Source organism: Roseivirga misakiensis, from assembly GCF_001747105.1.
GTDB classification, from domain to species: Bacteria; Bacteroidota; Bacteroidia; order Cytophagales; family Cyclobacteriaceae; genus Roseivirga; species Roseivirga misakiensis.
This window is the reverse complement of sequence record NZ_MDGQ01000003.1, coordinates 1036621-1062135: the sequence shown is the minus strand read 5'-3', so window position 1 is coordinate 1062135 and position 25515 is coordinate 1036621. Positions and strand designations below refer to the sequence as shown.

Below are 25515 nucleotides of genomic sequence, written 5' to 3'. Positions count from 1 at the left end.
ATTTCTTTTGAAACGATTTGGTGCAAAAATACGCATCAATTTTGATGCCTAATTCATGCCATGTAACTTGACTGAATGAATAGGAACTGGCGAGACGGTTTGAATTATGTATCCAAATTGACGCCACTGCGGCTTTGGAACATGGTACAGCTTGTATCGAGTTACTATTTATCAAAAGCTACGGGGAAACCTATTCATTATGGTATGCCGACCAGTATTTCATTGGAACCTACTACGGCATGTAACCTCAGGTGCCCGGAGTGCCCAAGTGGTCTAAGAAGTTTTACACGCCCGACAGGAACACTCACGAACGAAACCTACCAGAAAGTAATTGACGAACTAGCGCCAAGGTTATCCTATTTGATTTTTTATTTCCAAGGGGAGCCTTATTTGAATCCAAAGTTTCTAGACCAAGTAAGATATGCAAGCCAGAAACGCGTCTATACGGCTACTTCAACCAATGCGCATTACCTAAATGATGAGCAAGCCAAAGCGACCGTCGAGTCAGGCTTGGACCGATTGATTATCTCTATTGATGGGATCACTCAAGAGACATATGAGCAATATCGGGTGGGTGGGAAGTTGGAAAAGGTAATTGCTGGTACAAAAAACATAATCAAATGGAAGCGACTGCTTAAGTCCAAAAAGCCACACGTTATCTTCCAATACTTGGTGGTGAAACCCAATGAGCATCAGTTGGATGAAGTAAGGGATTTGGCCAATTCATTGGGGGTTGATGAAGTTGCTTTTAAAACCGCCCAAATTTATGATTATGAGAATGGATCGGAGCTGATTCCTACCATTGAAAAGTACGCACGCTACAAGCAGGTAGGCAATGGACAATGGGCCATAAAAAACAAATTGATTAATCATTGTTGGAAAATGTGGCATTCCTGTGTTATAACATGGGATGGTAAAGTCGTGCCTTGTTGCTTTGATAAGGATGCACACTATCAACTTGGTAGTATGGAGGCAGATGGCTTTAAATCCATATGGAGAGGCGAATCATACCGCGCTTTCCGTCAGTCCTTGATTAATTCCCGAAGTGAAATTGAAATGTGTAAAAACTGCTCAGAAGGCACAAAGGTTTGGGCCAATAGTTAGACTCGAATTACTTACTTTTTTAGGGAGATCTTAATTATTTGATTTGGCTCGTCGGTGACCTTGATGGTTCGAACGATTAACCGGCTCATTTGAGAATTGGCTTTTTTAGCATTTATTCCTAGCGTGTATTCTCCAGGGCCTGCATTGAATCCTCTTTGTAGCGTATTTGAATCTTTATCTAATTGATAGAATGTGACTTTGTCGTCTATGAACTCTGACTCTATTTCTATTGAAAAATATTCATCGTTTTCTATTGAAATGATTACGTTGCCTTGATTCAATCTTTTCTGGACGACTTCAGCGGATAGACCAAAGACTTCAATGAGGTTTGTTATAAGTTTTGGTCCCCTCAATTCAGTGTCCTTCATGATTATTTTATTCTCTTCGGATAATAAAAAAGTAGATGGGTAGCCAGAGACTTTAAAGTCTTTCACAACGTTACCTGCATCAGACTCCATCATGTGCGTCCAATTCATTCCCCTCTTTTTGATAAAGGGAGTAACTTTTTGCTTGGTATCTGATGCGATACTTACAATCTCGAAGTTCTCGGCACCAAAAAGAAGTTGGGCATCTTTTAAATAAGGAATCTCAGAAATGCAGGGAGCACACCATGTACCCCAAAAATCTAAGAGCTTTACTTTTTTGTTATTCAGAGTATATAATGCATCAGTCAATGTCCAACCCTTTATGTCGGGTGCAATTAGTCCAATCTGTGTACCGACTGTTACTTCTGATAAGGGAAGTTTTTCTAAAGTGAGTTGTGTGCCATTTTCATCGATATCCATCAAGCGATATGCATGTTTAGCAGTTCTAAAAATATCTTCTTCTTCTAGTTTCTGTCCGTTAAGAAGACCTCGTTGTTCAATGGAACCATCGAAGGGAGTATCTGTGACAATAGCTTCAATTAGCTCTTTTCGGTATTGAATCCCATAAAAGCCATTGTTTAAGTAGATGTATTTCTCCTCTCCATCCAATGAGATTTTTCCATAGCGATGCTCACTTGTACCAATACCAACCATTACTGGTAATTTTAATATTACAAAATAAGCGGAATCCTGAACAATTTGTCGATTAATGAGCTTTTCAACACTTGCAGCATAAATAGTAGGCTCGATTAAGCTACTATAATCACCTTTCGGTACTGGAACATCAATAATTTTTTCCCCTAAAAAGCTCTCATCATTATCACTGTCTATTATGAGATAGGATTTACCTTCTATTTCGCCAAATGCAAGAGAAACTTCAGTATCTACATAATTCGAAGTCATTCTAGATAACTGTTTTGGCGTATCATCAGAGAACCAACCAGCATAATACTTTACTGAATCGAGTACACCTCTTTTAATGGCAGAGAAAGCCATTTGTGGAAAGTCAGTTGTTAGTGTACCTATGGTTAGTGATTCAAAACCAGTTGGCAAATCATTTTTGGCTTGTTCATGAAGTCCATAAAATCTTTCTGTTGAGTCTGTTGGTATAGGCTTAAATGGGCTTATACTCTGAGATAATGGCCCGGGGCCAGTCAATCTTTTAAGGCTAACAATAATTGTGTTGTTAGAAGGTGACTGTGCATGGAGCGTACTAACGACGACCAATAAGGTGTATAATACAGATAATGATCTTTTCATATAGAAAAGATAAGGTCTCTTTCCCTTAAATAAAAATATTTAGTAAAAATAGGACTTAAAGTGCTCAGGAAGCTTTACGGACTTTTTAGTAGGGGCGCAAGCGTCACAACCTGCCGAGGCACATCCGCTTGGGGCTTTATACTTCATATAAATCTTCCTACCCATAAATATGGCGGCGGTTATAAAGAGTATGACAACTAAAATTTCTTGCATTGCGATGAGTTAACGATCCGAATTAGCGGTTAGTTCTCAAAAGTCAGACAAATCTATCACAACCAGTCGACTAAGCAAACCCACTGCCGCTTTGGAACCATCATTTGATACATCTAATGATAGTGGGAAGCTACCTAACTGACCAAAGTCTTTTACTAGGGTTCCGTCTTTCTTGAATAGTTTTACATGGCCACCAGAGTGTGTTGATATAACAAGGTTTTTGTTTGGTATCTTTTGGGCAAGCAAAAATTTTGCATCGTCGGTAAAGTTGGTTTCCTCGCCCGTCTTTTTGTTTAAAAACCTTACGTAGGGTTCATCCGATTTAAAAATGTAATAGTCAACGATCATTAATTCATTAGGTGAAAGGTAGTTTAGCTGCTTTGCCAAACCCTCTAGCTCGCTTCGTTCGATAGACTGATCATTTGTATTTATAATCATCATTTCATCCAACACTGTGGCAATGACCAGCTCATCAGCATTTGGTGAAATTGCTCCTGTTGAATAGATTTCATCGAGCTCTACCTCAAATTTCTTCACCATTTCGCTATCTAATACATAAGCCTTTTTATCACAGGCAATTGCATATAGTTTTCCTTCTGGGTGAGCGATCAATTCACCTTCATAGTCACATGCACCAAAATCGTAAAGCTCGTAGGAGTCTGTACCAGACCATATTTTTAAGGAGTCTTTTCCGGAAGTATAGAATTTTCCTTCAGTCGGGAGCCAATTGGCAAAAGCTATTCCACCTTCTTGTCGGCCAATGGTAGCAACTCTTTCCTCTTTTTCTACATCGAAAATGTGCATAGTTAATTCACGAGCACCACTACCGATCAAGAGTTTTGCTCCATCGGGAGAAAAGGCCACGATGTGCACGCCTAAAGGATAACCTTCATAAGTTTTGACCTGACTGAAGCTGTAAGTTGAGAATGATAGTACGACTAGGCTTAAAAAGAGTCTCATTTATTTCCAGTGTTTTTGAATGGTGTTGAGCATTTCTGGTTGGGTAATATTGCCGGCCACTATTTCTCTGCCAAATAGAAAATCATCATTGCCTTTGAAATCAGTGACAATCCCTCCTGCTTCTTGTACTATAAGTGCGCCAGCGGCTACATCCCATGCATTCAAATTATATTCAAAGAAACCTTCGAACCTACCGCATGCCGTATAAGCCAAATCCACAGCGGCACTGCCCATCCTTCTTAATCCATGCGTGGTTTGCATAAATTCGTTGATGATGGTCAGGTACTGCCGCATTTGATCGAAATTATAGTATGGAAAACCAGTGGCTAGTAACGATTTCTCAAGCGTTTTTACCTCCGAAACTTTGATAGGCGCGTGGTTTAGAAAAGCGCCTTCGCCTTTGAGTGCGTGGAAACATTCATCCCTATTAATTTCGTAGACGATACCCATCGCCAATTGGCCGCGCTTTAATAAGGCAACAGAAATGGAATATATCGGCAAGCCATGGGTGAAATTGGTGGTACCATCTAGGGGGTCAATGATCCAATTATAGATATCTGATTGATGTTTGGAAGTTCCTTCTTCCGCAATAAAACCACTTCCAGGAAGTACTTCAGACAAACCTTTTACCAATCGCTTTTCGGCCTCTTTATCCACATAAGAGACCAAATCATTCTTCCCTTTATATTCGATTTTTGATTCGTCGAACTTTCTAGATTCTTGCCTAATAAACTCGCCAGTTTCCTTTACGAGCACTATTACGTCTTGGAGCAACTTCTGCATATCCCAAAATTACATGAATGGCTGGAAGAACGGCCAGTATTATCACCACCTTTTTAATTATTCTGTAACTTGAATCACCCAATCCTTTGTTATGCAAAAGCTATTTTATCTTTTGGCCTTCGTTCTCGTCGCTTTTTCTTCTTGTGAAAAGGAAAAGCCTAAAAACGAAGTGATCGTTATGGGCATGATCCATAGGGGGCACAGAACTAACCCCAATTATGATATTGAGGTCGTTAAAAACTTGGTTCGCGAGATTAATCCAGATTATATTCTTACTGAAATTCCACCCGATAGATATCCAATTGCAAGAAGGGAGTTTGATGAACTAGATACTATTTTGGAATCTAGAGTCCGCGTTTTTCCAGAATATGTAGATGCTATCTTCCCACTCACTAAAGAGTTAGACTTCGAGATTATCCCGACGGCGGGTTGGACCAAACCAATGAATGATTATCGGAACCAACGGCTTAGAGAGATTAGACAAGATACCGCTTGGGCCGAGAGGTGGGCAGCGTATGAAGCCGCAGGTCGAAGATCAAATGCTGCTATGGAAGCTGCTGGTGACCGAAATGACCCTTATTTTATTAATTCTGATGCTTATGATCAAGCAGCAGAAATTCGCTACGAAGCCTATAATCGAATTCTGAATGAAACGCTTTTACTCGGTGGTTGGGATAATATTAACATTGCCCACTACTGGCATATCGAGAAGGCGCTTGAAAAACATCGTTATGAAGGAAAGCGGTTTTTAATCACCTATGGTGCAGGTCACAAGGGTTGGTTTTTGCGCGAGCTTCGGAAACGAGACGACATCGTAATTAAAGAAATGAAACCATTTTTGGATAAAGTATTGAAGTGATATGGATCGGAGAGACCTTTTAAAATATAGCTTTTCTGGACTGACTGCGACTGCATTGATGGGGTCAGGTTTGAGAGAAGCATATCTTGAGAAAATAGAGAAAGTAGGCTTTAAACTAACTTCGAAAGCTAACGATGAGGACTATTGGAAACTGGTAAAAAGTGAATTTACCATGCACGAGGGTCTTTATTATTTCAATAATGCATCGCTAGGCCCGTGCCCCAAATTAGTGGTAGACGCTACCAATGAATTTAGGGCCTTGTTAGATGGTTTTCCATCGAGGTATATGTGGGGAGGTTGGCAAGACGAAAAAGAGGCCGTTCGCCAAAAGGTGGCTGATATGTTTTCTGCTGATAAAGAGGAAATCGCTTTAATTCATAATACCACTGAGGGCATGAACATTATGGCTCATTCTATGGAGTTAGGGCCTGGTGATGAAGTAATTCTTGCCGATCATGAACATCCTAGTGGTACCGTTCCTTGGGTGCATTGGCAAGAAATAAGAGGCTTTAAAATTGTCCGGCCAAAACTACCTATTCTACCTCAGTCTAAGGAAGAAATAGTAGAAGTCTATCGGAAAGCGATTACGCCAAAGACCAAGGTTATTTCTATGGTTCATGGAACCAACACTAATGGTATGATTTTGCCCGTTAAAGAGGTGAGTCAAATGGCTCATGAGCGAGGGATTTTAGTGGGAGTAGATGCAGCGCAAACCGCTGGTACTTTTGAAATAGACTTACACGATCTGGAATGTGATTTCTATGCTGGAAGTGCTCATAAGTTTATGTTTGCGCCGAAAGGAACGGGCATTTTGTATGCTAAAAAGGACTCACAGAAGTATTTGAAGCCGTTAATTGTGTCTCGCGCACACTTCAGAGATCCTTCTATCAGGCGATTGGAGAATTATAATACGAGAAACTACCCTGAAATGCTTGGTATGGGTACAGCAGTTGATTATTACAACTTAATCGGTGGAGAAAAGCGTGAAGCTCGATTGAGAGAATTGAAGGCTTATTTTAGAGGACAAATTGAATCGGATGATCGATTTAAGTTGAAAACCCCTGGTGCCAATGATTTATCGTGTGCGATTCAAAATGTTGAAGTTGTTGGTAAGAAGGCTACTGATGTAAAAAAAGTGCTTTTTGATCAATTTATGATCGATTGCCGACCGATTAGTGGATTTGATATTAACGGTATAAGGATTTCTCTGTCTGTTTTTACAACTAAAGCCGATGTAGATTATTTGGTAGAATCCTTAAAGTCGGTCTAGGACTACTACTCTTTTCCCGCTATCACTATAACGAACTCACCTTTTACCCCTTTTTCGGAGAAATGGGAGATGATTTCTGATATTGAGCCACGTACCGTTTCTTCAAACATCTTGGTGAGTTCTCTTGAAACTGATGCTTGCCGATCGCCCAAGAACTCTTTTAGTTGCTCTAAACTCTTAATCAATCGATGTGGAGATTCGTAGAGGATGATTGTTCTTTCCTCCTCAGCCAGTTTTTTCAGTCGTGTTTGACGACCTTTCTTATGAGGTAAAAAGCCTTCAAATGTAAATTTATCTGAAGGTAAGCCTGAATTGACTAAGGCAGGAACAAAAGCCGTGGCGCCAGGGAGGCAATTGACAATTAAATCTGCTTTAATAGCTTCTCGAACTAGTAAGAATCCCGGGTCAGATATGGCAGGCGTACCAGCATCGGAGATTAAGGCAAATGTTTCGCCAGCGGTCATGCGTTCTACTAGCTTTTCGGCCGCTTTGTGTTCATTGAAGATGTGGTAACTCTGTAGTGGCTTACTAATTTCGTGGTGCTTCAAGAGTTTTCCTGAGGTACGAGTATCCTCAGCCAGAATTACGTCCACTTCTTTGAGCACATTCAGCGAACGAATGGTAATATCTTCTAAGTTGCCAATAGGGGTTGGTACAAGAAATAGATTTGTCTTTTCAGCCATTAAACCAAGCCATCGATGATCTTAGCTAATTTACGATCATTATCGGTAACAATATTTCCCGCGTCATGTGTGGTTAACTCTATAACGACCTTGTTGTAAACATTCGACCAATTGGGGTGATGGTCTATTTTTTCTGCTGCAATAGCCACTCTAGTCATAAAACCGAATGCAGTTACAAAATCACTGAATTCGAATGTTCTCGTCAGTTTGTTGTCTTTTTCTTCCCACATAGTTTATCGTTTTTCAGCACTTATAATGTATTGATATTTGAGGTTTTTCTCGTTGATATCAATTCCTTTAAACTTGGCCTTTCTCAAAGCCGCTCTTACATCTTTTGGTGCAGTTTTAAATTCATTTGCAGGACCTACTGGTATATCTTCAACTTTAAAGTCGACGATGATCAGCTTACCACCTGGTTTTATACCCTCTAGAAGGCGCGGAAAGTAGGTTTCTTTGTTTGGGATATAGCTGTAAGTGTTAACGATGAGCACTAGGTCTACCTCCTCATTTAGAAGGTTTGGCACATCGGGTGGCGTTAATCTAGCCTCTATATTACTTGACCAATCTCCAACGATTTCTTTTTGGCTCTCAATATATTCAAGTGCCTTTGGGTCTATATCTAAAGCGATTACCTTTTCGGCAGTTCGTGCCAATTTAAAGGTGAAGTAGCCTGCGCCGGCCCCAACATCAGCTACGGTTTTACTTTCTAAATCACCAATAAAGTTTAAAATCAACTCTGGGTTTTGCCATTCTGTTCTTTCAACATCTTCGATTTTAGGCTCTAGTTGATTGGCTATTGACTCAGGTTTGGGTCCTTCGTTAAGTTTAATGACAGGCTCCTTCTGCTCCTCAGTTTTCGATTCATTGGACCCACATGACCAACATAATAAGGCGATGGATAATATGGTAAGCGCTGCCCTTTGCATTAAAGTGCAATAATCCCTTCTATCTTTTTGGCCTCTTTATAAATCTCTATCACACGATCGCTTGAAGGCATCATCACGCTTGCCGTTACGCTTACGTACTTTCCTTTGCTAGACGGTTTATAGTTAAGGCTGCTATTTGGAAAGAGCTTATCTACCGCTTCTGTTTTGTCTTCTGTGACAATAAACTTAAACATATACACGGTAGGGAAGTCGTGTATATCGTCTAGTTTCTTTTTGAATTCCGATGTTGTATAGTCGTTCATAGATCAGGCTAACACTGGATGATCAGAAAAAGTTACACAAAAAAAAATCGGCCAATCGGCCGATTTAAAAATTAATAGTATTTGTAACGTTCATCGACCACTTCAACTTTATCAATCACCGATTCTCTCAGTAAAGTTTTAATAGCGTTGTAAGCGTCTTGAATGATTTGATTTTCGTAAGAGGTATAATCACCGATTTCTGAAGCTTCAGACATTGATTTCAGTTCAATGATGACAACACCTTGGTTATCTACCTTGTGAGGGGCTGTTTTTTCTCCTGGATTCTTAAGCGCAAATGCAGCACCGATCGCTTCAGGAGCAATACCTGCATTTGGAAGGCTGTTGTCTGCCAATTTAAGTGTTGGGTTGTTTAATACAATAGCCTCATTTCCATAAGATTTTGCCATTTCAGAGATAGAGCCTGAAAGACCATTGAGCTTGGCCATGATATATTCGGCCTTTTTCTCTTTTCTTAAAATATCTGTGATCTCAGATCTAGCAGCATCAAGAGATTTAGTGCCTTCTTCAGTTTTATTTCTGTATACAGCTACTACATACTCATTATCAAGATCAAAGTTTTTAACGTCTCCAACTGATGCTTCTCCGTATAACCAAGAAACAATTTGTCTGGCGTTGTTCATACGGCCGATTGAAATCGCATCTCTGTTGATTTCAACACCACTAAATCTTGTGTATCCTTTTTCACTTACATAATCATCGAATGCGCTAATGCTTTTTGCATTGCTAGCAAACAAACCAGATTCTCTGTAAACCTTGTCGATAGTCGCTTGAGATGGCGTAAGCTCTACTATGATTTGAGCAACTTTGTATCTGTTCTGAATTTTAGTCTCCGTTACGTTTACTATGTAAATGTTGTTATCAGTTTCTACTAACCTTCTAACAATGCCTTTTCTTCTTGCACTGAATACTGCTGATTCGATGTCGGCTGATTTTGTATCACCTTTCTTGATCCAGCCCATGTCGCCACCTACATTGTTGTAAGCACCTTGGCTAAATTCTCTAGCTAAATCTCCGAAAGATTCACCGTTTCTTGCTCTTCTTAAAACGTCATTGGCTGTTTTTCTAACACCCGCTTTGTCAGAGGCAGATAGGCCGCCAGTATTGAATACAATCTGACTTGCTCTTGCGAATTCGCTATCGGTAGGTACTACTCCTGAAAGCTTGTGCAATGTGTAAATACCATTGCTTAGCTCAGGGCCAACTACATCTCCAACTTTTAAAGACGATAAGTTATCAGCTATTTGTAGTGGTAAAGCGGTCGGGTCGTAAGTTGCAAACCCAACACCTTGCTCCGTAATACTAGTTGCATAAGTAGAATCGTTTTGGCTTGATTCTAATTGTCTTTTGTAGCTTTCCATGTCTGCCATGTAATCAGCAGAGTCAGAAGAAGAAGGAATAACTGGGAATGAAACGTAGTCGATATCTCGTGTTTCCTCTACTTTAAAATCATCTTTATTCGCTGAAAGGTATTCACGGATTTCCGCGTCTGTTACCTGTCCTATTTGAGTATCCGTTACTGTTGCGTAAGGCACGTATAGGTAATCTACATCGGCAAAAGCTAGCTGTTCTTGATAAGCTTTTTTGGCATCTGCCAGCGTAGCGTACTCTGTTTTTGCCAACATGTTTTCGAACTTCTCGATAGTTCTTTCGAACATGGCTTGCTGCTCTGCATTGGCAAAAGCCGCTTGAACACGTGGGTCATAAAGGTTTAGCTGGCTTAAGAATGTTTTGATAGAGGGTACATCATTAGCCCCAAGGTTTCGTAGGAAGAAGTCGTTCATGCTCTGAGAAATATTCTTTCCCTGAACCATGTCAACTCTTTCGTTATTTCCAATTTCTAATCCTAGTTCGTTTAGCTTATTAGAGTACGCGGTATTTGCAACCATGCTGTTCCAAATATTATCTCTAATTAGCTGCGTAAATTGAGGAGTAGTAGCACCGTAACCAGCAGTTGCGTTTTGAACGTACGTTGCGAATACTTCTTGTGAAACTTCTTCTCCGTCAATCACACCTACATTTCTACTATTACCAAACAAGCTAGAATTTTGGCTTAAAAAGTCGGTTAGTACAAAGGCTAAGATTGAGAACCCAACTACTACTACGAGTAGTTTTCCCATTTTCTCACGAAGCGTATTAATTATTGCCATCAGTTAATTTTTAAACAGGCGCAAACATAACGGATTTATGGCCTAAAATCAAAGGAAACTGAGGACAAAACTCCCTAAAAATCAGGAGTCTCCGTGTTATTTGAGTCGGAAGAGAACATTATCGATCCTCGCATCTTCCATACTGATAATTTTAATGTCGAAAGTCTCGAAGTCGATCACATCGTCGACGGTTGGAATATCTTCGGTAATGGAGAGTATAAATCCACCGAGTGTATCATAATCACCTTCAGGAATATACCAGTGGAATTTGTCGTTGAGGTAGTCTATTTCATGCCGCGCACTAAGAATATATTTGTCGTCATCGAGCTTTTGTTCTACCCAGTCTTCATCATCGTCGTGCTCATCTTGGATTTCGCCAAAAATCTCTTCGATTACATCTTCCAAGCTTACAATTCCAGACGTACCACCGAACTCATCTACCACCAAGGCTAAGCTTTTTCTTTCTTGGATGAATTGAATCATCAATTCGTTGGCCAGCATTGTTTCTGGAACAATAATAATTGGGGTGAGAATGCTCTCGATATCTTGCGGCTTTTTAAATAGCTCTAGGACATGGCAGTAACCAATGATTTCATCAATATTTCCCTTGTGCACCAAGACTTTTGTGTGGCTACTTTCCAAGAACTCTTGTTTCAATTCCTCAATGTTATCTTCAATATCTACCGCTGAAATCTCCGTTCTAGGAATCATGCACTCCCGAACGCGCACGGTTTTGAATTCTAGGGCATTATTAAAAATCTTGGTGTCTACTTCAACATTGACCTGTTTTACATCTTCATGTGTATTTCTCTTGATGTAATTACCGAGATCTGTTAAACCAAAAACTTGTCTGTCTTCAGCGTATGTTTGTCTGAGTACATAAATGATTATGAATTTGGACATTTGCTCAATGATCCAAACGGGAATGAGCATTAGGCAGAAAATGATGAATAATGGGACAGCCAATATGTTCAAAAGGCTGTTTGGGTTAATGAGGAAAATACTTTTAGGCGTAAACTCGGCCGTGAACAAGACGATGATTGTGGATGCGATGGTTTGCAGAATTACCACTGAACTTGTTGTGTTTATGCTTTCTGGTAATAGATCGGCAATGATAGGTTCAAGCACAGCGGCCATGTAAATACCATAAATAACTAGCGCGACGGTATTTCCCACTAGTGCAGTATTGATTAACCTAGAGGGTCTCTGTGTAAAGAATGAAAGGATTTTGCCGCTTAATTTGCCTTGCTGGTTTTGTAGTTCTATTTGCAGTTTGCTGGCACTAACAAAGGCGATTTCCGTTCCTGAAAAGAAAGCGGAAAAAATCAAACAGATCGCTATGATGGATAATTGATAGGGGTCCATCAACGGCGTTTGGTCTTCTTAGATCGCGGCTTTTTCTTGGTATCCATCTCTTCTTTTTCCTTTTCTTTTCGGCGTGTTTGTCGATATCTATATAAAAATAGCAATCCCAATGAAAGCATAAAACATTCGTAGGCGTATCTTATACCCCATGTCATGGTTAAATGCACACCGATGATGAATAGCACAACGGTTAATGAGAAAATGATGGTATCACCTAAATTTTTCAATTGTCTTCAAATTGGAATTCGCCGTTTTTCGGCTTAATGAATTGATAGGTAGAAAAATCTTGTGGGGCTGTAAGCCCTTCAGCTGGTATAATGTCTGTGAGTGTTTGGACTGTTACGAACTTATCTGTGAAGATTTTCTTCGTTTCTGGGTTCCAAAATAGTTCTTCTGTTCTGAGCGTTTCTTCTTTAATTAGATTTCTAACAACTACATCACCATTGGCCCGATACAAGTTGTCTGTTGCTGATTTAAACCCTTTTTGAGCGGTTAGGATGGTTGTTTTTTCTCCGTTTTCGTCAAAGAAAGTCACTTCAAGACCTTCCGGAAATTCTATATCTCCATTTTGGAATTGAAGTTGTTTTTTGCCCTTCATGATGACCTTAACTACTGTAGCTTCAGTTAGCTTAATCACTACATTCTCTGATTCGAATGAAGGGCCTGTGTACTCTTCCATTTCGCTAAGTTTAGCGTCATCTTGAGAGCATCCAGCTACTAATGTGAATACAATAGCTATAAAGCAATATGTAATAAGTCGTTTCATAAAAAAACGGTCTTCCTCAGTATTGAAGAAGACCGTTAGATATTCGTTTTGTTATCTTATTGTTCTGGTCTTCTTACCAGTTTAACGCTTGTTTGAATCCAGCAACCAACTTTTAGGTTATCTCCTTCTTTCTTTCCTTCCGTAAATATATCACTAATCGTAGGGAAATATTCTCGTGCTTGTCCTGCTTTAAGGTTGTTCTTTCCTTGAATGTAATAGTTGTGTGCAGCAATAAATCTTGCTCTGTCAGTTACTTGACTCTCTTTTTTATCACATTCATCGCTACCCATAATCATGTCTCCAATCAATGTATACATGTCCTCTTTTAAAGTAGGATCAACTTCTGCTGCTTGAAGTGCGAACTTCTTGGCTTCAGCTTTGTTGCCTTGGATTCTTTCAGTCGCCGCTACTTGCTTTAGTGCTTTTGCTTTGTCTGTATTATCATCAGTTAGTTCGGCAGCTTGTGTAAAATAGCTCTTAGACTTGTCGTAATCTTTTTCAGAACCAAATTTCACTCCTAATAAGTATCCAACACCATACTGTGGATTACTTGCGAATACTTTTTCTGCTGCTTTAACAAACCAATCGGCATCGGTACATCCACCTTCAAAAGCGAATGCAAAAATCTTGTTGGCTAATTCAGCATTATCAGGATCTTGCTCGAATTCAGGTACTAGTTTCTCAACTACAAAATCACAGTCTACTAGCTTAAGGTCTGCTAGTTTTTTGTCTATGAATTCTTTTATTGCTACTTGGCGATTTGTGCTTTTTCCGGCGTTTTTCGACTTTGCTATTTGGTAGTCAATGTGTTCTGTACAACGATCGTAAATTCTTAAAACTTCGTCATCATCAGTGATCACTTTTCTCACATAGGCAAATGTTGCCATGTTCATGTAGTATCTACCCAATGGATAGTAAGCGTCGTTGCCTTTTAACTCATAAGCTTCTTCAAAAAGGTCTAGCAATTCCTGAGTCTTGCTAGCGTCTTTATAGTAGTATTGAAAAGCATCCATAGCCTTACGGTCTATCGCTTTCTTCTTTTCACCGTCGAAATTATCAAATCGCTTTTCATAAAGCGTCATGATTTTGTCAGCTGTTTCTTTCTTCACAGCTGCATCTTTGGAGTTCTTATAAGTATCCTTCCATACTTTCAGTCCATTGATGTAAACAGCTGTACTCAAGCCTGGAAATTTTTCTATGATTTGATCTAAATAAGGTTTCGCAGCTTCGTAGTCACCCTGTCCATAAACATCATCGAATAGGGTCCATAATGTTTCTGCTTCCGATCTCTCTTCTGGGTTTTCTGGCCAAAAGAACTGTGCTTGTAGTGAAGAGCACAATACCAAAAAGGCAGTCAATAGTAGTGCTTTCAGTTTCATATGTAATTTGTTTAGTTAAATTTTTGTCTCGTAAACCACGTTGCGTCTTGTAAGCTAAAGCCTAAATGAATCTTAACATAGTTTTCTCTTACTAATCCATTGGAAACGTTTCCTCGGCGACCGAATGTCGTTCCAAAGTTTAAGTAAGCTTGCCCCCAAAAGGCGTTTAGCGGTAACGAAGCTCCAATACTGATGCCAATATCGTCAATGGTTTCGTTATTCACTAAAAAAGGTGTTTGTTCATAATGTACACCAAACCTATAGCTAGTTACACTAAACAACTTTTGGGCTTGATAGTTTGGTATAAATTCTCCCCCTAAAGCAACACGATAAGCGCTACCATAACCACTTTCTGCAAGACCATTCTCGTCTTTGTAGCTAGCCCAGTCTTGAGAGAGGAAGTCAAGGCCAATGGTTAATTTTTGAAATTTTTCATAAGAAAGCCCAAATCCAAACTTCGCGGGGATGGAAATGGTTTTTTTATCTGAACGGTCATTTACTAATGTGTCTCCAGAAATAAAGGCACCTCCAGAGGTTTGATTTTCTAGGGTAGCCAAAATGTTTTGTCTCATGGTGAATTCAGGACTGTAAGTAGCACCGATATTCAAACGAGAGTCTGGGGTTAGTAAAAGTTTATATAGTCCTCCTACCCCAAAAGTAACGCTATGATAACTTTTAGTTTGATTTACCACGGCATCTCCAAAATTTGTAGTGGTCAAACCTGTAAGGGAAAATTTATCTTCTTTTTGGATAGAACCGAATAGGAAGGAGGTTTTAATACCAAGTTGAAAATTTTTGATTCTAAAGGAGTTGACGACCGAAAGCTCCTCTATACCCCCTCTTCCTTCAACTTCTACCACAGGTGTAGAGCCTTCTGGGCCGGCGCCATCGTTACTATCGATAAAGCCATAATTTACATTTGAGTATGGGTTTAGGCTTATCCCTAGATTCCATTTGGAATATTTAATAGGTAAGTTCAGGCCAAAATCTTTCACGCCCCCGGCAATGGAATTGTAGCTGTTTCCATCTTGTGTAAATGATCGGATGTCGAAAGATGACCCCAGTTGGAAGATCGCTTCTTGGTTAGAAGCCAAAAGTGCGGGGTTTAGGTTGTTGAGAAATAGTCTAGAGCCATAAGAAACACCCACGCCACCCATGAGGGCGTTTTGGCTGTAACCTCCCCAATTCGGGTTTCCAATACCAATAATGGAATAGCTGGTCTGATCGTACTGAGCAGCAGCTTGATTAAATAAAAAGAAGCTCCAAAAAAGAGCTAATATAATTCTTGTTTTACTCCACATTATATTCCAAAACACGATTCAACCCAACGAGCACAATTTCGAGGGAGACAAAGATGTCAGATTTTATTTTAGATTCAAACGTTTTGGAGCCTCCACCCGTCATAATCACCTTTAAATCAGCATTATTTAACAATAATTGTGAGATATGAGACTGAATTTCGGCGGCTATTCCATTGATCACGCCACTGGTCATACTACTGCGTGTAGACTTACCGATAAATGATTCGCTGTCAAGGTCGTGGAGGAGCGGTAGGTTTTTTGTGTAGTCGTTCATGGACTTGTACCTCAACTCAATTCCGGGACTAATAATGCCACCCTCATATGTTCCCGTGGCACTTACGTAGTCATAAGTAATACACGTGCCGATGTCGATAATCATTAATGGAGTGTCTGGAAACAGCGCTTGTCCACCAACAGCGGCAGCCAGCCTATCCATACCCAATGTGTTGGGCGTATTGTAATTTATTTGAAGTGGTGTCTTTGTCTTATGATTTAGGAATAAGGCGTTTTCTAACTCAGGAATTTTTGCCTTGATGGTCGCGGGGTCATGACTTACGCTGCAAACTCCAATCTGATAGTATATATGGTCGTTGATGTAAGCTCGAACATCCGATATCTCCTTAAAAGTTTGAGTATCGCGCAGGTGATCGGTGTCAAAAACTGCACACTTTATATTGGTGTTTCCAAAATCGATTACGAGATTCATAATAATTGAACCGCTATAATAACGAAAAGATTAGTTTTATAAATGCTTTCTCAAAAACAATCTAGTTTTCTAATCATAGGCGTAATGTCTGGTACTTCGTTAGATGGTCTCGATCTAGTGGCGTCACGTTTTACAAAAAATGGTGATTCTTGGTCTTATCAAATCGAATTGGCTGAAACCATTGCATACCCCGATCAATTAATTGATGACCTAAAAGAGGCCTTTAAGTTTAAAAAAGAGGATTTATCAGGTTTAGATAAGGAATTGGGAGAATTCATTGGAAACTCGATTCGTGTTTTTTCGAAATCATTGGCCAAGGAAGTTGATTTTGTAGCCTCACACGGTCACACGATTCATCATGATCCAGCTAATGGCTACACGTTGCAAATTGGAAGTGGAAATGCTATTGCCGAAATGTGCGGTTATCCTGTGATCAACAATTTTAGGGTCAACGATGTGAGTCTGGGTGGCCAAGGAGCACCTTTGGTGCCTATTGGCGATAGAGACTTATTTTCAGAATATCAGTATTGCTTAAACTTAGGCGGTATTGCCAATATCACTGTGATTCGAGGAAATGATCAAGTGTTAGCTTTTGATATTTGCCCCTTTAATATGGCATTAAATTTTTTGGCCAATCAACTGGATTTGAAATTTGATGAAGGTGGGGTTTTGGCAAACGAAGGACAGGTGAATGAAACACTACTCGAACAATTGAATCAAATCGACTTCTTACAGAAAGAAGCACCGAAGTCGCTTGGCTTTGAAGATTTTAGTGCGCTTTGGCTACCATTTTTGGCCAACAGTTCTTTCTCTACTCATGATTTAATGCGAACCTATATTGAGCACGCTGCGATCCAAATAAGTAAAGCCATCGGTAGTAATGAGAGCAAGGAACGCGTTCTTGTCACGGGAGGTGGGGCTTTTCATCAAACATTTGTGAATAGGCTAAAAGCGCTTTCCAAAAGGGAAGTTGTCGTGCCTAGTGACGCTCTAATAAATTATAAAGAAGCGCTTGTTTTTGCCTATCTAGGGCTTTTGAGATTTTTGAAGAAGCCAAATTGCTTGGCCTCTGTTACTGGGGCGAAAAGAGATAATATGGGCGGCGATCTTTATTTTTTCCCCTAAGACTGAAGAGAAAAGATCGGCTGTGATGCTTATTTAGCGGCTATGTGCTGTGCTTATTAACGTAGGATTCACACCATTGGATTTTAAATATTGAATATCTCGTCTATCTTAGCAAATCACGTCAACCTTGAATGAAGAAACGCATTACTTTCGTAATATTCCTCCTTATGCTGGGCTTTACTTTGCCCAATGTAAGTTTGGTTGCGGCCAATAGTACCCCTCTTCATTCAACGGAAATATTGCAAGACGATCACGGGAAAAATGGTCAAAATGGTCATGCACAAAATGACCATGGAGACAGTGCCTCCGATGATCATGCTTCCAGCGATGACGGCCATCACGGGCCTCCTCCGGGATGGACAGTTATTCCATTCGTGTTGCTACTTGGCATGATTGCCACAGGGCCGCTTTTCTATGAGCACTTTTGGCATAAAAATTACCCGCTAATTGCAGTATCACTGGCCTCACTGGTGGTTTTGTATTATTTGTTTGCATTGCACGATACCCACGCACCGGTTCATGCATTGGCAGAATATGTACAGTTTATAGCCCTATTATCCTCTTTATACATCGCCTCCGGAGGGATCATGATTAATGTGGATAAGAAAGCAACGCCGATGGCGAATGTCGGATTATTGATCGTTGGAGCGGTTATTTCTAACCTGATTGGAACTACCGGTGCTTCTATGCTTTTGATCAGACCTTTTATTCGATTGAATAAAGGCCGAATAAGACCTTATCATATCATCTTCTTCATTTTTATGGTGAGTAATATTGGTGGCGCATTGACACCGATCGGTGATCCACCGCTTTTCCTAGGCTTTCTAAAAGGGGTTCCATTTATGTGGACGCTTACGCATAACGTACTGCCTTGGGCTGTAGCACTGGTCATTCTAGCTGTTACTTTCTATTTCTTCGATAGACGCAATAAGGATACGGATTTAGACTTGGAACCAGAAGTAGCATTCACCAATAAGACGACGATAGTTGGAGGGAAGAACTTTTTATGGTTAACTGTTATTATTGCCGCTGTTTTTATCGACCCTAATGTGATCGACGGTGTACCTGCGATTGTCTATGATGGACAGAAATTCTCTTTTATCCGTGAGATTATTATGCTCAGCGTCGGGTATTTGTCTTTCAAATTCGCTAACAAGAAAGCTATCGATGGAAATGAATTTAATTTCGAGCCGATTCGTGAGGTAGCCTTCATTTTCGTTGGAATATTTGGCACTATGATGCCTGCTTTGGCGCTTGTGAGTGAATTTGCACAGTCTGAATCAGGGGCGGCACTTATCGGCCCTAACTCTTTATATTGGGGCACAGGCTTCTTATCAGGCTTTTTGGACAATGCTCCAACATACCTCAACTTTTTAGCGGCTGCATTGGCATCAGAAGGTGGAGATATTAGCGTGATTGAAAATGTACAAGCTTACGCTGCTGGTGGCACTTATGACAATTCAGTGGTCAATTTAACGGCTATAGCTGTTGGTGCGGTTTTCTTCGGTGCTATGACTTACATCGGTAATGGCCCTAACTTTATGGTGAAGTCAATTGCTGAGCAAACGGGTATTCACATGCCGTCGTTTTTCGGTTATATACTTAGGTATTCTATCCCGATCTTATTGCCAATCTTTTTTGTGATTTGGCTCATCTTCTTCGTTTTGTAGCGAAAGTTTTAAACCTAAATCATCGTATTTTAGTATATAAGAGGTAACAGTTCAATGGACACTTTCTTCTACGATATCTTATGGAGCGGCATCACTTATGTGATCCTCACTTACTTGGCCTTTCGACTTATGAAAAGCAAGGGCACAAAACGTGGAAATGATGAAGGTGGCGATCAAGAAATGTATACTCCTCCAAAGATAGATCTTCCTCCTGGTGTGGTCTGGCCTAAAGACTTAAAAAGCGTTCCAGACGAAGAGATTTTAGTCTAAGCGCATTTGGCGCAGGTACCTGTAATCAAAAAGTTACTTTCTGTTACTTGGAAACCCTCTGGTAGGGTTACACTTGGAATATTCACGTCATCTAGACATGTAGTTTCATTACAAGTCTGACATTTAAAATGTATATGGTTATGCTGGTGTTTGGCTTCGCTACAACTATCACTGCAAATGGCATATCGAGTGGCCCCAACGTCGTCTAGCACTTTGTGGATGAGTCCCTTGTCCAAAAAGGATTTCAGTGTTCTGTAAATAGTTACACGATCATACTTTCCGTCCATAGCGGTTTCAATGTCGCTATGAGAGATGGCTACATTCCTATCTAAGAAGGTTGTGAGTACATCTTTTCTTCCTTGCGTAAGCCTTAGAGAGTGATTTTTAAGTAAACTTTTTACCTGCGATTCCACGGTTAAATATAACGAAATTTGATTTTTGAAGTGGGGTTCAATGTTTCTGAAGATATAAAACGAGCGTTATTTTTTCCTCCTCGTTATTCTCCCAAACATTTTTTTCTCCCATGCCCAAAAGAACGCGAACTGACCGAAAATAAATCCATAGATCAGAATTAATATCTGATAAAGAGGAAAGACCAATATAATATAGAGTAAAATGCCTTTGGTTCCTTCAATGCTTTCTAGGCCAACTAATTGGAACAAATAGGGCTTAATAAAGAGAACAGTAGACCCTGTGAAAGCAAAAACGATTAATACCATGACGGTCTGGAAGAGTGATTTTAGGCCCCACTTACCTTGCAGTCTTTTTAAATAGCTCATTTATGCCTCAGTTTGTTCAATGCAACTGCAAATGTAAACAAGGAGGCTTGTTATCCCGAATAGCCGCGAAGTTTCATCTAAAAAAAACAGCTATGGCTGGAAAGGGGATGATTTATTCAATAAATTACCATACAAACTCAACCAAGAACTATGCAAGATCTTAGCAAGTTTCAGCGAATGATGGTCACGCTTGACCTAACCGAGATGGATGTGTATTTAATTAAATATGCTTCTATGATTGCGAAGGCATTTGAAATAGATGCTGTTTATTTTTTGCATGTTACCACCTCGCTCGAATTACCTGAGGAAATTCAAGAGAAGTATGGCAATATGATGGCTCCTGTTGACGAGACATTGGAAAGAGAAATGCAAACTGTTATAGATGAGCATTTCGAAAAACCAGAAAATTGCGATATGCATGTGAAGGTCCAAGCGGGTGCTATCACAGATGAGATTCTCAAATTTGCCAAAGTTAAAGTCGTTGACCTAATCATTCTAGGCAGGAAAGAAAAGCTTACGGGTTCTGGACTCCACTCTAAGAAAATTGCCAAAGGAAGCGCTTCTTCAGTCATATTTGTGCCAGAGGAACCTAACTTGGAGCTTAACAAGATTTTGGTTTCCATTGATTACTCTGAGCACTCGGAAATGGCCTTCGAAATAGCCATAGATATTCAGAAAAAGACAGGGGCTAAGCTATTGTCTAATAATGTTTATCGAGTGCCAGTCGGTTTTGCCAAGTCTGGTAAGAGTTATGAAGAGTTTGCTGAAATCATGCTGGAAAACACCAAAGAACAGTGCGATAAGTTCTTCAGGAAGATGAATTTAGAAGGCGTTGACTATGACCATACTTATGCCTTGGACGATGACCCACATCCGGCAGATAAGATTTATAGAACAGGAGTAGAAATGGGCGTTGATATGATCATCTTAGGATCTAAAGGTCGCTCAAGTGCTGCTGCTTTTTTAATAGGAAGCGTTGCGGAAAAGCTCTTAATGGAGGATAACGATATTCCAATGTTCTTGGTTAAGAAAGGGAATGAGAACATGAGTTTCCTTGAGGCACTTTTCAGGCTCTAATAGAGAATCGTGCCGACGATCGAGTAGTTTAAGTCTTCTTTTACGGCCATCGATTCGCCACCTTTTATGTTGAAACCGATCAAGTGTTCTTCGGCATTAAAATGAAGGCTCATCTCTTTGGTCATTTCGTAAACCGTATTCGACTCTTTGATGGACACTCTTACTTCCTTTAGGTTTTCACCCTCATAAGTACATTCCAAAACTTTGACGGGATGTTTTTGATTCTTGGCGGCAAAGATTTTCTTCGACAGCCCATTAATGACCGGAAGTTGCTCTTGATAGTACTCGCCATCGTACCCTATCTTATTAATATCGGCTTCGAAGAAGAGCTTCAGCTGCCTTTCCCAACCTTTCACAGAATCTGGGTCAATCGTTAAAGTCTCATTTGCACCCTGAGCGGTGAGTTCTTTTTGCAACTTGGCATCTGTTTGTGTCAAGTATTTGATCTGGTCGTTCAGTAGGCTTGCCAGGTCAAAGTAATCACTGTCTCCAGTGCTGATTTTTGACCTTTCTCCAGAACAGGCAACAATAACCAATAGGGTAAGCAGTAATACTGAGGACTTTATTCTATTCATATCAACAAATCACCGGTCATATCGGCTGGCGGATTTATTCCCATCAGTTTTAAAATAGTAGGAGCTAAATCACCGAGTTTACCGTCTTTTATTTCAGGTTGTACCTCTTTATCAACTAGAATACAGGGTACAAGGTTTGTTGTATGCGCAGTATTTGGCGATCCGTCAGGATTTATCATGATGTCAGAGTTCCCATGATCGGCTATTACTATCGTGGTATAATCATTGGCCAAAGCGGTTTCAATTACCTCTCCTGCACAAGTATCCACGGTTTCGCATGCTTTTACGGCCGCATTGAAATCGCCAGTATGGCCAACCATATCAGCATTGGCAAAATTTAAGCAGACAAAATCTACTTCCTGTAATTGAAGCTCAGTATTAATAGCGTTTTTAATGTCATGAGCACTCATTTCGGGCTGTAGATCATATGTTGCCACCTTTGGCGATGCACATAAGATTCTCTTTTCGCCATCGAATTCTTCTTCACGACCACCGCTGAAAAAGAAGGTAACATGTGGATACTTCTCCGTTTCAGCTATTCTAATTTGTTTTTTGTTGGCTTTTGAAAGTACCTCGCCCAAGGTATTGTTCAGGTTATCTTTATTAAAGATTACTTCAACACCATCGAAAGAGTCATCATAATTTGTCATAGTGACGTAGCGAAAAGCTTTCTTCTCCATTCCAAATTCAGGGAAATCTGATTGTGTTAGTGCCTGCGTAATTTGGCGACCGCGATCGGTACGGAAATTAAAGCAAATAACAACGTCTCCAGATTCCATCGTTGCTCCTTGGGCTCCATTTTGCGTAAAAACAATCGGTTCGATGAATTCGTCGGTTACACCACTTTCGTATGATGCTTCAATGGAGGCAACCAAGTCCGTTGATAGTTTTCCAATTCCTTTGACCATGGCATCATAGGCCAATTTCACCCTTTCCCATCGGTTATCGCGGTCCATGGCATAGTAACGGCCTGTAATAGACGCAATGGTGCCAGTTGTGGCTTCTGAATGGTCGATGATTTCTTGAATGTATGCCTTTCCACCTTTGGGGTCTGTATCACGACCATCAGTAAAAGCATGAATAAATACATTATCAATCGCCATTTCGTGGCAAATGCTCATCAAACCTTTCAAATGATTTAAATGTGAGTGAACACCACCATCTGATACAAGGCCCATGAGGTGTACCTTTTTGTCATTTTCTTTAGCAAAAGTCAATGCCGCTTTGAGCGTTTCATTTTGACCCAAGGTATTTTCTTCAACCGCTTTATTGATCTTGACGAGGTCTTGGTATACCACTCGACCAGCACCGATATTCATATGGCCAACTTCAGAGTTACCCATTTGCCCTTCAGGTAGGCCTACCGCTAAACCTGAGGCTTCTAGCGTACTATGTTTGTAGGTTTTGAAGAGGCTGTCAATAACTGGTGTATTGGCCTTATCTATAGCTGAAACGGACTTGTCTTGGGCTATGCCCCAACCGTCCAGAATCATCAATAAAACGCGTTTGTTCATACCACAAATATAAATATTAAAGGCTGGTTTGTTTGTGCAGGCACATTGTATTACTTTAATAATTGTTAATTATTCAATGAAACAATTGGCATTATTTTCGTTATCAAGAGGACAGACTTCTTAGGCATGAATAAACTACGCACGAATATTCTAATCATACTCGCATTATGTGTTTCGCTCAGCGTTGTTGCGCAAGAAAGTGATGACATCATGGAGCGTGTGGAAGAGGCGCTAAAGTCCAGCAGCTCCAAGGAATTGACGAAACATTTACATACCAAACTGGAGATCAGGCTTGATGGTGAAAGGAAGGAATACAGTAAGAATCAGGCCGAGATCATGCTCAAGCAATTCTTCCAGCAAAACCCCGCTTCTGGTTTTGAATTTATACACGAGGGCGACAACGATACTGGTGGCATTTTGTATGCTATCGGCACATATACCTCATCTTCAGGCAAACATCGTGTGGTTGTCAGGGCTAAGCAATACAACAAAAAGTACAAGGTATACCGCTTAGAGTTTTCCAAAGAGCGCTAATCCCAAAATTCTAGCCGTCTACTTGTCTCTTTTCCCTATTTTTGGGTATGAGACCTGCATACGTTACTGATGAAGCTTTAGACAACTTTATTGACTTGGCACTCGCAGAAGACCTCGGCGATGGCGATCATTCCACACTAGCATCTGTTCCAGAAACCGCGACTAATGCGGCTTATTTGATCATGAAGGAAAGCGGTGTAATCGCAGGCATGGAGTTGGCCGCGCGTATCTTCCATAAACTGGATCAGGGGATAGAATTAGAGCCGCTGGCTCAGGATGGAGACTATGTGCATCGTGGTGATATTATACTTCGCATTAAGGGAAATGCACGGGCTATTTTAAGTGGAGAGCGGCTATTACTCAACTGCATGCAACGCATGAGTGGTATTGCTACCAAAACGGCTGATTTGACTAAACTTATTGCTGGAACCAAGGCTAAACTATTGGACACGCGCAAGACAACGCCGAATTTGAGGATGTTAGAAAAATGGGCGGTTTTGATCGGTGGAGGGGTGAATCATAGATACGGTTTGTATGATATGATTATGCTAAAAGACAATCACAACGATTTTGCAGGTGGGATAACGGCAGCCGTCACAGCCACTAAGGCATATTTAAAAGAAACGGGGAAAGACCTAAAAATAGAAGTTGAAACGCGTAATCTAAAGGAGGTGGAAGAGGCACTTGCTGTTGGGGGTGTTGATAGAATTATGCTCGACAATATGAGTAATGCAGATATGTCTGCCGCTGTTGCATTAATAGCGGGCCGTTCAGAGACTGAAGCTTCCGGTGGCATTACTGAACGAACCATTCAGGGCGTAGCAGAGACCGGAGTTGATTATATTTCCGTAGGAGCACTTACCCATTCCATTAAAAGTCTGGATATTAGCCTTAAAGCCGAATAATACTTTGCCAAAGAACAAGCGCAATTTTTTAGTACTATTGATAGAAGCCTTGGTTTTGATCATTATGTTTGTGTTCCTTTTTCGACACTGTGTATAAAGAGGCTTTATTATGATTGTTAAAACAAAAAAATACGCGTTAGATAAGAAGGCTTACAGACGCGCCGGAATGCGCAATGTACTAACCCAACAATGGTGGGTTGGCCTTATCGTTTTAGCCATTTCTTCAATGACCTTTGTCATCCCGTCTAATTGGTGGTGGATTGGTGCGTTGATCGCTTTCACGTTATACTTACTCTTCTGGTTGATCCAATTTGCCGGTGTTACTCAATTAGAGCAAAGTAAGATGCTTTTCGAAAAGCTATCTTATGAAATCAATAGCCAGCAGATCCTGATTAAAATGAATTCCAAACAAGGCATGCCGATGAAGTGGGATCAGATTAAAAGGGCATGGGTCGACAAAAATCAAATTGTTTTGGTAGTGAGTAAAGCTCAGCTAATGCTTTTTCCTTTCACTGCCTTTAAAACGCAAAACGAAGTAAAATTCGTGGAGACGATTTTGAAGCGCAAGGGCTTATTGAAAAGCGATGCTCCTGCCGAGCAGAAGTCATAGGTTACTGCTAACACCTTAATAGCCTCTTTTCTAGGCTTTTGCTTACTGAGCCTTGATTGAAATAAGTTTCGATTACCTTTAGCCT

General features: G+C 40.3%; 28 protein-coding genes. 10 read left to right on the top strand and 18 right to left on the bottom strand.

Going from position 1 to position 25515, the window contains the following annotated elements; genetic code table 11:
* The first annotated feature begins 75 nt into the window (after positions 1–75).
* Complete coding sequence (locus BFP71_RS04900) at positions 76–1104, top strand: SPASM domain-containing protein (RefSeq protein ID WP_069834311.1); 1029 nt, start codon at positions 76–78, stop codon at positions 1102–1104.
* Between the two features lie 11 nt (positions 1105–1115).
* Here the strand turns inward: BFP71_RS04900 and BFP71_RS04895 are convergent, their stop codons facing one another.
* Genes BFP71_RS04895 through BFP71_RS04885 form a run of 4 tightly spaced genes read right to left on the bottom strand, consistent with a single transcriptional unit; the run spans position 1116 to position 4685 of the window.
* A complete protein-coding gene (locus BFP71_RS04895; protein ID WP_069834310.1) occupies positions 1116–2729 on the bottom strand; it encodes a TlpA family protein disulfide reductase in 1614 nt (537 codons plus the stop codon).
* A 39-nt stretch (positions 2730–2768) separates the two neighbouring features.
* The gene (locus BFP71_RS19355) at positions 2769–2942 is read right to left on the bottom strand and encodes a FeoB-associated Cys-rich membrane protein (protein WP_176723322.1); all 174 of its coding nucleotides are present in this window, start codon (positions 2940–2942) and stop codon (positions 2769–2771) included.
* A 36-nt stretch (positions 2943–2978) separates the two neighbouring features.
* Entirely contained in the window at positions 2979–3902 is a 924-nt protein-coding gene (locus BFP71_RS04890; protein WP_069834309.1) for a WD40 repeat domain-containing protein, read from the bottom strand.
* Complete coding sequence (locus BFP71_RS04885; protein WP_069834308.1) at positions 3903–4685, bottom strand: inositol monophosphatase family protein; 783 nt, start codon at positions 4683–4685, stop codon at positions 3903–3905.
* A gap of 91 nt (positions 4686–4776) precedes the next feature.
* Between BFP71_RS04885 and BFP71_RS04880 the strand changes: the two genes are divergently transcribed.
* A complete protein-coding gene (locus BFP71_RS04880) occupies positions 4777–5544 on the top strand; it encodes a hypothetical protein (RefSeq protein WP_069834307.1) in 768 nt (255 codons plus the stop codon).
* A 1-nt stretch (position 5545) separates the two neighbouring features.
* Entirely contained in the window at positions 5546–6814 is a 1269-nt protein-coding gene (locus BFP71_RS04875) for an aminotransferase class V-fold PLP-dependent enzyme (RefSeq protein WP_069834306.1), read from the top strand.
* Positions 6815–6819: 5 nt separating this feature from the next.
* Here BFP71_RS04875 and rsmI read toward each other — a convergent pair whose 3' ends face one another.
* The 10 genes from rsmI to BFP71_RS04820 form a co-directional block, all read right to left on the bottom strand.
* Positions 6820–7497, bottom strand: coding sequence for a 16S rRNA (cytidine(1402)-2'-O)-methyltransferase (gene rsmI / locus BFP71_RS04870; protein WP_069834305.1), 678 nt, complete (start codon positions 7495–7497; stop codon positions 6820–6822).
* Positions 7497–7727, bottom strand: a complete 231-nt coding sequence (locus BFP71_RS04865; protein WP_069834304.1) for a 4a-hydroxytetrahydrobiopterin dehydratase — start codon at positions 7725–7727, stop codon at positions 7497–7499. The genes rsmI and BFP71_RS04865 overlap by 1 nt, the downstream gene beginning before the upstream one ends.
* A gap of 3 nt (positions 7728–7730) precedes the next feature.
* The gene (locus BFP71_RS04860; protein ID WP_069834303.1) at positions 7731–8423 is read right to left on the bottom strand and encodes a class I SAM-dependent methyltransferase; all 693 of its coding nucleotides are present in this window, start codon (positions 8421–8423) and stop codon (positions 7731–7733) included.
* Positions 8423–8686 carry a DUF493 domain-containing protein gene (locus BFP71_RS04855; protein ID WP_069834302.1) on the bottom strand — a complete coding sequence of 88 codons (264 nt, stop codon included), beginning with the start codon at positions 8684–8686 and terminating at the stop codon, positions 8423–8425. The genes BFP71_RS04860 and BFP71_RS04855 overlap by 1 nt, the downstream gene beginning before the upstream one ends.
* 71 nt (positions 8687–8757) lie before the next feature.
* Positions 8758–10854 (bottom strand): peptidylprolyl isomerase, encoded by a 2097-nt coding sequence (locus BFP71_RS04850; RefSeq protein ID WP_069834301.1) that lies wholly within the window; start codon positions 10852–10854, stop codon positions 8758–8760.
* Positions 10855–10950: 96 nt separating this feature from the next.
* Positions 10951–12219: a hemolysin family protein gene (locus BFP71_RS04845; protein WP_069834300.1), complete on the bottom strand. Its 1269-nt coding sequence runs from the start codon at positions 12217–12219 to the stop codon at positions 10951–10953.
* A 223-nt stretch (positions 12220–12442) separates the two neighbouring features.
* Entirely contained in the window at positions 12443–12985 is a 543-nt protein-coding gene (gene lptC, locus BFP71_RS04835) for an LPS export ABC transporter periplasmic protein LptC (RefSeq protein WP_069834298.1), read from the bottom strand.
* Between the two features lie 56 nt (positions 12986–13041).
* Entirely contained in the window at positions 13042–14364 is a 1323-nt protein-coding gene (locus BFP71_RS04830; protein ID WP_069834297.1) for a tetratricopeptide repeat protein, read from the bottom strand.
* Positions 14365–14375: 11 nt separating this feature from the next.
* Entirely contained in the window at positions 14376–15680 is a 1305-nt protein-coding gene (locus BFP71_RS04825; protein ID WP_141719675.1) for a porin family protein, read from the bottom strand.
* Positions 15655–16371, bottom strand: a complete 717-nt coding sequence (locus BFP71_RS04820) for a type III pantothenate kinase (RefSeq protein ID WP_069834295.1) — start codon at positions 16369–16371, stop codon at positions 15655–15657. Before BFP71_RS04820 ends, BFP71_RS04825 begins: the two co-directional genes overlap by 26 nt.
* A 42-nt stretch (positions 16372–16413) precedes the next feature.
* Here BFP71_RS04820 and BFP71_RS04815 point away from each other — a divergent pair, with 42 nt between their 5' ends.
* The 3 genes from BFP71_RS04815 (at position 16414) to BFP71_RS04805 (ending at position 19436) form a co-directional block, all read left to right on the top strand.
* Positions 16414–17496, top strand: a complete 1083-nt coding sequence (locus BFP71_RS04815) for an anhydro-N-acetylmuramic acid kinase (RefSeq protein ID WP_069834294.1) — start codon at positions 16414–16416, stop codon at positions 17494–17496.
* Between the two features lie 131 nt (positions 17497–17627).
* Complete coding sequence (locus tag BFP71_RS04810; RefSeq protein WP_069834293.1) at positions 17628–19166, top strand: sodium:proton antiporter; 1539 nt, start codon at positions 17628–17630, stop codon at positions 19164–19166.
* A 54-nt stretch (positions 19167–19220) separates the two neighbouring features.
* Complete coding sequence (locus BFP71_RS04805; RefSeq protein ID WP_069834292.1) at positions 19221–19436, top strand: hypothetical protein; 216 nt, start codon at positions 19221–19223, stop codon at positions 19434–19436.
* Here the strand turns inward: BFP71_RS04805 and BFP71_RS04800 are convergent.
* Positions 19433–19849: a Fur family transcriptional regulator gene (locus BFP71_RS04800; RefSeq protein ID WP_069834291.1), complete on the bottom strand. Its 417-nt coding sequence runs from the start codon at positions 19847–19849 to the stop codon at positions 19433–19435. The two genes, BFP71_RS04805 and BFP71_RS04800, sit on opposite strands and share 4 nt — an antisense overlap.
* A gap of 66 nt (positions 19850–19915) precedes the next feature.
* The gene (locus BFP71_RS04795; protein ID WP_069834290.1) at positions 19916–20215 is read right to left on the bottom strand and encodes a DUF6787 family protein; all 300 of its coding nucleotides are present in this window, start codon (positions 20213–20215) and stop codon (positions 19916–19918) included.
* A gap of 150 nt (positions 20216–20365) precedes the next feature.
* On the opposite strand from BFP71_RS04795, the gene BFP71_RS04790 reads away from it, so the two are divergent.
* Complete coding sequence (locus tag BFP71_RS04790; protein ID WP_069834289.1) at positions 20366–21292, top strand: universal stress protein; 927 nt, start codon at positions 20366–20368, stop codon at positions 21290–21292.
* Here BFP71_RS04790 and BFP71_RS04785 read toward each other — a convergent pair.
* Together BFP71_RS04785 and gpmI are read right to left on the bottom strand one after the other, a co-directional pair.
* Positions 21289–21867 carry a hypothetical protein gene (locus BFP71_RS04785; RefSeq protein ID WP_069834288.1) on the bottom strand — a complete coding sequence of 193 codons (579 nt, stop codon included), beginning with the start codon at positions 21865–21867 and terminating at the stop codon, positions 21289–21291. The two genes, BFP71_RS04790 and BFP71_RS04785, sit on opposite strands and share 4 nt — an antisense overlap.
* Positions 21864–23381, bottom strand: a complete 1518-nt coding sequence (gene gpmI, locus BFP71_RS04780; RefSeq protein ID WP_069834287.1) for a 2,3-bisphosphoglycerate-independent phosphoglycerate mutase — start codon at positions 23379–23381, stop codon at positions 21864–21866. The genes BFP71_RS04785 and gpmI overlap by 4 nt, the downstream gene beginning before the upstream one ends.
* Positions 23382–23507: 126 nt before the next feature.
* Here gpmI and BFP71_RS04775 point away from each other — a divergent pair, with 126 nt between their 5' ends.
* The 3 genes from BFP71_RS04775 (at position 23508) to BFP71_RS04765 (ending at position 25430) form a co-directional block, all read left to right on the top strand.
* The gene (locus tag BFP71_RS04775) at positions 23508–23915 is read left to right on the top strand and encodes a DUF4783 domain-containing protein (RefSeq protein WP_069834286.1); all 408 of its coding nucleotides are present in this window, start codon (positions 23508–23510) and stop codon (positions 23913–23915) included.
* Between the two features lie 47 nt (positions 23916–23962).
* Complete coding sequence (gene nadC, locus BFP71_RS04770) at positions 23963–24820, top strand: carboxylating nicotinate-nucleotide diphosphorylase (RefSeq protein WP_069834285.1); 858 nt, start codon at positions 23963–23965, stop codon at positions 24818–24820.
* Between the two features lie 109 nt (positions 24821–24929).
* The gene (locus tag BFP71_RS04765) at positions 24930–25430 is read left to right on the top strand and encodes a YcxB family protein (protein WP_069834284.1); all 501 of its coding nucleotides are present in this window, start codon (positions 24930–24932) and stop codon (positions 25428–25430) included.
* Positions 25431–25515: the final 85 nt, after the last annotated feature.